The sequence below is a fragment of the Streptomyces sp. NPDC006544 genome (assembly GCF_040611715.1).
Classification (GTDB): domain Bacteria; phylum Actinomycetota; class Actinomycetes; order Streptomycetales; family Streptomycetaceae; genus Streptomyces.
On record NZ_JBEXOV010000124.1, the window covers coordinates 11,983 to 18,328 of the forward strand.

Annotated in this window: 3 protein-coding genes; 2 read left to right on the forward strand and 1 reads right to left on the reverse strand. The window is 75.6% G+C overall.

From position 1 onward, the window contains the following. The coding region (locus ABZY44_RS33840; protein ID WP_356660664.1) for a beta-ketoacyl synthase N-terminal-like domain-containing protein at window positions 1–3,573 on the reverse strand (3,573 nt) is incomplete at its 3' end. A 708-nt stretch (window positions 3,574–4,281) separates the two neighbouring features. Between ABZY44_RS33840 and ABZY44_RS33845 the strand changes: the two genes are divergently transcribed. Together ABZY44_RS33845 and ABZY44_RS33850 are read left to right on the forward strand one after the other, a co-directional pair. Beyond that, window positions 4,282–5,175 carry a LysR family transcriptional regulator gene (locus tag ABZY44_RS33845; RefSeq protein ID WP_356660658.1) on the forward strand — a complete coding sequence of 298 codons (894 nt, stop codon included), beginning with the start codon at window positions 4,282–4,284 and terminating at the stop codon, window positions 5,173–5,175. A gap of 107 nt (window positions 5,176–5,282) precedes the next feature. Further along, window positions 5,283–6,346 (forward strand): hypothetical protein (locus ABZY44_RS33850; RefSeq protein WP_356660660.1); only part of this gene is annotated, 1,064 nt, incomplete at its 3' end.

The following is a 6,346-nucleotide window of genomic DNA, read 5'->3' on the forward strand; positions in this document are numbered from 1 at the left end:
TCCGCCCCCCCCGCCGCGCGTCCGTCGGCCCGGCCCCCCCCCCCCCCGCGCCCCCCCCCCTCCCCCGCCGGGCCCCCCCCCCGGCCCGCGCCCCGGCCCGGCATCCGCCGCGACCTCCGCGGCGAGGTCGCGCAGCGCCCACGGCCGCCCGGCCGCGGCGTTCTCCTCCAGCCTGGCCGCCAGCCGCGCCATCGCCCGGCCCGCCGTCCGGCGGTCCGGGCCGCGGAAGCAGAACAGCTCGGCCGGCCACTCCTCCAGCCCGTGCCGGGGCTCCTCGCTTCCCGCGTAACCGGCCAGCACCGCGTGGTAGTTCGTACCGCCGAAACCGAAGGCGCTCACACCGGCGATCCGTCGTTGCGGCGGCGCCGCCCACGGCCGGGCCTCGGTGTCGAAGAAGAAGGGGCTGGTCTCCGGTCGCCAGGCGGGCACCGGCGTGTCGAGGTTCCGGGTCGGCGGCCGTACGCCGGTGTGGACGGCGCGGGCCGCCTTGATCAGCCCGGCCAGCCCGGCCGCGCACTTGGTGTGCCCGAGCTGCGATTTCACCGAGCCCAGCGCACAGGACCCCGGAGCGGCACCCGAGGACGTGAACAACTCGCTCAGTACCCTCAGTTCGGTGCTGTCGCCGACCACCGTGCCGGTGCCGTGGGCCTCGACCAGGCCGACCTCGCCGGGGGTGACCCCGGCCCGTGCGTAGGCCCGTTCCAGGGCCTTGCGCTGCCCTTGCGGACGGGGCGCGGTCAGACCGAGGGACCTTCCGTCGCTGGAGGCTCCGACCGCCTTGATCACGGCGTACACCCGGTCGCCGTCCCGTTCCGCGTCCGCGAGGCGCTTCAGCACCAGTACGCCCACCCCCTCGCCGAGGGCGATTCCGTCGGCGGCCGCGTCGAAGGGCCGGCAGCGGCCGCCGGGGGACAGTGCGCGGACGGAGGAGAACAGCAGGTAGTCGTTGATGCCGTTGTGTACGTCGGCGCCGCCACACAGGGCCATGTCGCTGTCGTGGTCCCGCAGTTGGCGGCAGGCGAGGTCGAGCGCGGCCAGCGAGGAGGCGCACGCGGCGTCGACCGTGCAGTTCGCACCGCCGAGGTCCAGCCGGTTGGCGACCCGGCCCGCGATGACGTTGGCGAGCACCCCGGGGAACGAGTCCTCGGTGAGACGCGGCAGTTGTTCGTCCAGCCCGGGCGGGAGATCGCCCAGATATCCGGGGTACAGCGCGCGCAGGCCGTAGGCGCCGGCCAGTTCGGTACCGGCCTCCGCGCCGAACACCACCGAGGTCCGCGACCGGTCGAACTCCCGGTCCTTGCCGTACCCTGCGTCCGCGAGGGCCCGCGCCGAGACTTCCAGGGCCAGCAGCTGCACCGGTTCGATCCCGGTCAGCGAGGCGGGCGGGATCCCGTAGGCGAGGGCGTCGAAGGGCATCGGGCCGAGGAAGCCGCCCCAGCGGGACGGGGTGCGCTCGCCGGCCCGAGCCGGGTCGGGGTCGAAGTGGAGCTCCGGGTCCCAGCGTTCGGCCGGCACCTCGCGCACCGCGTCGGTCCCGGCCAGGATCCCGGCCCAGTAGGCGGCGAGGTCCGGCGCCCCCGGATAGGCGCAGGCCATGCCGACGACGGCGATGTCCAGCGGCTCGGACCCCCGCGGGTCTTCCGCGGGAGCGGCGACCTCCTCGGCCCGCTGCCGGAGGAACTCGGTCGCGCCATCGGTGACCTGCGTGTGGAGCGCGGCGACCGTGGTCGTCGCGGAGCGCAGGGTGGCGGCCTGGCCGAGCATGAACAGCCCTTCGGCGTACTGCTCTTCCTCGTCGACGCGTTCCAGCTCGGAACCGGCCCCGGCGCCGCGCCGCAGCCCCTTGCTGGCGATCCGCAGGCGTCCCAGGTTGAGACGCTCCAACTCCTCCCAGACCTCGCGCGGTGCGGCGCCGCTCTCCGCCAGCCGCCGCCGCGTCGCCCCGAAGGCGTCGACGTACGGGGTCCCCGCGCACCGCGTGGCATGGCCGGGCGCGGTGTGCAGCAGCACCGTGTCGGCGCATTCCACCGCCGCCCGCTGGAAGACGGGCAGCACCGCCCCGGCCGCGACCGCCTCCTCGGTGAACAGGTAGGCGGTGCCCATGAGCACCCCGATCCGCGCGCCCCGCTCGGCCAGCGGGGCCGCCGCGGCGACCGCCATCGCGGCCGAGCGTTCGTCGTGGATGCCGCCCGCGAACAGCACGTCCAGCGCGGCCGGTTCGGGGCACGACAGCAGTATCTCGATCTGCTCCTCCCACAGCGGGAAGGAGGCGCGCGGCCCGACGTGACCGCCGCACTCCAGCCCCTCGAACACGAACCGCCGTGCCCCGTCGGTGAGGTACCGCTCCAGCAGACCCGGCGAGGGCACGTGCAGATGGCTCCGGATCCCCGCCGCCTCCAGCGGGGCCGCCTGCGCCGGGGTGCCGCCGGCGATGATCGCGTACGGGGGGCGCGCCTCGGCGACGGCCGCCATCTGCTCCGCCCGCAGCTCGGCCGGGGCGAAGCCGAGCAGGCCCACCCCCCAGGGCCGGTCGCCGAGCCGTCGCGCGGTCTCGGTGAGGAGCCGGCGCACGTCCGGTCCCTCCATGACCGCGAGCGCGAGGTAGGGGACCCCGGCCGCGGCGGCGACCGCCTCCGCGAAGGCCGGCTGGTCGCTGACCCGGGTCATCGGCCCCTGCGCGACCGGGAGCGGCCGCCCCGGCTCACGCCCGCGTCCCAGCGGCCGGGCCCGTACGGCGGCGGCCAGATGCTCCGTGACGGAGGCCCGGACGCCCTGCAGGACGCCTCCGGTCGTGCGGTAGCGCGCGGCCAGCCGGGCCGCCGAGGCTCCGTCCTGCCCGACCGGGAGCAGCTGGGTCCGCAGGTCCCGGGCCCCCAGCAGGGCGGCGACCGGGCCCTCGGGCCGGGGCAGGTCGGGGCGCGCGTAGACGCGGTGGCCCTCCACGAGCCGGGTCTCGGATCCGTCCATGGCCCGCAGCGCGGCGGCCACGTCGGCGGGCAGGGCTGCCTCACCCTCGGGCGTGAGGGCCAGTTGTACGTCGATCAGCACTCCGGCGGCTCCGCCCGCGACGGCCGCGGCCGCCGTGTGCGGCCCTATTCCGCCGCGGGCCCGTACGGGTACGACGATCGCGGGGTCGGCGAGCAGCTGCTGAAGGAGCACGAACGTGGTGGTCCCGCCCACCCGCCCGCCGGCCTCGTGCCCCGTGGCGACGAGCGCGTCCACCCCGGCGGCCACCGCGGCCAGGGCCTGCGCCGCTCCGGTGACCTCGGCCCACAGCCGGGGCGCCCCATCGGCCGCCGCCCAGTCGGCGACCCGCTCGGGGGTGTGCGCCGCGGGGTCGGCGAGCAGCACCGTGTCGACCCCGGCGGGCAGCTCCCGGGGACCGACCGGGCAGCCGACGGGCACCCGTACGCCGTAACGGCCCCCGGCGTGGCGGCGGGCCAGCTCGGCGAAGCCGCGCCCGGCGGCCCCGTGGTCCCGGCCGAGGTCGAGCAACCCGAGCGCCCCGGCCCGTTCGGCGGCGGTGACGATCCGCGGATTGGGCTCCTCGAAGGGGCTGACCGCGACGACCAGGTCGCGGTGGGCGGCGAGGGGCCCGTGGGGCTGTGGAGCCGGAAGAGGCTGTGGAGGTCGGGGGGAGGAGGCCGGCAGCGACTCCGACGGCGGCGCGGGCGGGCGCTGGGGGGACCGCGCGGGCTCGGGGAGGGACTGCGCGGGCTCGGGGAGGGACCGTGCGGACTCGGGCTGGGGGGACTGCGCGGGTTTTGGCTGGGGGGACGGCTCGGGCTGGGGGGTCACGGGCACTCCTCTTCCAGTGATGTGTGACATGGCGCAGCGCGCTGGCGGAAGGCGGGAAGAGCGACGTGCGAGGTCCCCGCGGGGGTGGGAACCGAGGTGCGCGGCGCACGCGCTGGCCGGTCGGCGCGCCGAAGGGCGGACTTGAACGATGGTCAACATCCCGGGTGCCGCGTTGCATCGTGCGGTGAGCGCCGTGGACTGTCAACGGGTATCCGGAGTACTCCGTTTCGAGCGTCCGAAACCCGCCACCCGCTCCGATCGGCCCCCCGGGGACCCGGCTGCGGGCGCCCGCTGACGTGATGGCCTGCGACGATGCGGCCGGCCACTGGGTGCGCGCTCCACGGGCCGACGTACCGCGCCCGCACGCCTCATGCCGCATGGGTATGACTTCCCGCCGGCCCGGCATGACCGCCCCCGCGGGGTCGGGGAGTTGTTCACCTACGTGGTCTTACAGGTACAACCTCGCGCGGTTACCGTCCGGTCATGACCCCCACCCTCGCCCAGCTCCGCTACCTCGTCGCCGTCGCCGACTGCCGCTCCATCACCGGCGCGGCCGCCTCCGTCTTCGTCGCCCAGTCCGCGCTGTCCCGAGCGGTCCAGGCCATGGAACGCGATCTCGGAGTCGAACTGCTCGCCCGCCGGGGAAGGGGGGTGGACCTCACACCGGAAGGGGCCCGGGTCGTCCGGCTGGCCCGCACCGTGCTCGACGCGGTCGAGGCGATCGACGACATCGGGACTCCCCACGCCAAGGACGCCCGGGCCACCCTCGCCCTCGTCACCACCCCCACCCTCGCCCTCGACCTGGCCTCCGAGCTGGTTCCCGCCTTCACCGCGCGGCACCCCGGCATCGACGTCAGACTCCAGCAGCACGACAGCCGCGAGGCGCTGGTGCAAGAACTCGCGCAGGGCAGAGCTGAGTTGGCGCTCGTGGATCTGCCGATCGACAAGGAGCTCTCCACCCACCACATCCAGGAGCGGGAGGTGGTCCTCATCTCTCCGATCGGCTCGCCGCTGCCCGACCCGCTGCCGTTCCGCGCCCTCGACGGACTGCCGATGGTGCTGCCGGCCCCGGGTACCGGTCGCCGTACCGAGATGGAGGCCATGTTCAGCTGCCTCGGCGTGCGCCCCGTGCCCAGCCTGGAAGTGGACGAACGCCTCGCGTGGGTGACCGGCGTGACCGACGGCCGCGGCTCCCTCATCTGGTACCGCGACGTGGTGTTACGGGCGTTCGGCAGCAGGGCGGAGGTCCGTTCCTTCACACCGCCGCTGCTGCGCCCCGTGGGCATCGCGCACGCCCGGCGACCGCTGAGCCGCGCGGCCCGCGCCTTCATCGCGCACGCCCGGCACAACGCCCCCGTGCGGGAACCGGTCCGCTGACCGGAAGCCCCCCGATGGCCAGGCATGCCCGGCCGGCACTGAACGATGCCCGAACGGGCGGTGGTCGACCCTGGCGTCATGCCCTGACGTCCCCTCACATGGTGCGCATGTCCCGATTCCTGCTCACGCCTCCCCGGGCCTCCGCGGCCCTCGCCTCCGCGGCCCTCGCCACGATCCTGCCGGCCATGGCCTGGCTGGGCGCCCCCGCGGCCGGCACCTCCTCCTCCACGGCGGCGGCCGCACCGGCCGTCGGACCACCCTCCTCCACGGCCGCGGCCGGCGCCGCCCTGGCCCCCGAGCGCGGGTGCACCCTCCCCGCGGGCCTGGCCGAACTCAGCGGCCTGGCCATGAGCCGCAAGCACTCCGGTGTCCTCTACGCCGTCAACGACAGCGGGAACACCCCTCAGGTCTTCGCCGTCGACTGCAACGGCGCCACCGGCCGGCTCCTGGCCACCTTCACGGTCTCCGGAGTGGGCAACACCGACTGGGAGGCCTTGACCATCGGCAAGGACGCCGCGGGCGGCCCCGCGATCCTGGTCGGCGACATCGGCGACAACTTCAGCGGCCGTGCCGAGATCACCGTGCACGGCTTCGCGGAGCCCGACCGGCTCGCCGACGCCACGGTGACTCCCGTGACGTACCGCTTCGCCTACGCCGACGGCCGGCACGACGCCGAGTCCCTGCTCGCCGACCCGGTCAGCGGCCGGCTCTACGTCGCGAGCAAACTCATAGGATCCGCCGGGCAGTTGTACCAGGCCCCGCTGCCGCCGGCGGCCGGACAGCTCAGCATCCTCACGGCGGTCCGGCCGGCCCCGGTCTTCGCCACCGACGGCGCGTTCTCGCCGACGGGCGCCTCGTACACGCTGCGCAGCGGGGGGCCGTTGGGCGCCAACACCGCCTCCGTGTACGACACCGCGGGGACCAAGCTCGCGGACGTCGCCCTCCCCGCCCAGTCGCAGGGCGAGACGGTGACGTACGCCGACTGCTCCGGCCTGCTCGTCGGGTCGGAGAACGACACACAGATCTGGCGCGTTCCGCTCCCCCCGGAAGCCACCCCGGGCTGCGACGGCACCCCCACACCGACACCGACGCCCACACCCACGCCGACGCCCACACCCACGCCGACCGGCGGTGGGCTGAAGCTGGCCGACCCCGGCCCGCAGACCTGCAC

Coding starts and splice junctions, on each gene's coding strand:
- ABZY44_RS33845 (WP_356660658.1), top strand. CDS start 4,282: ATGACCCCCACCCTCGCCCAGCTCCGCTACCTCGTCGCCGTCGCCGAC.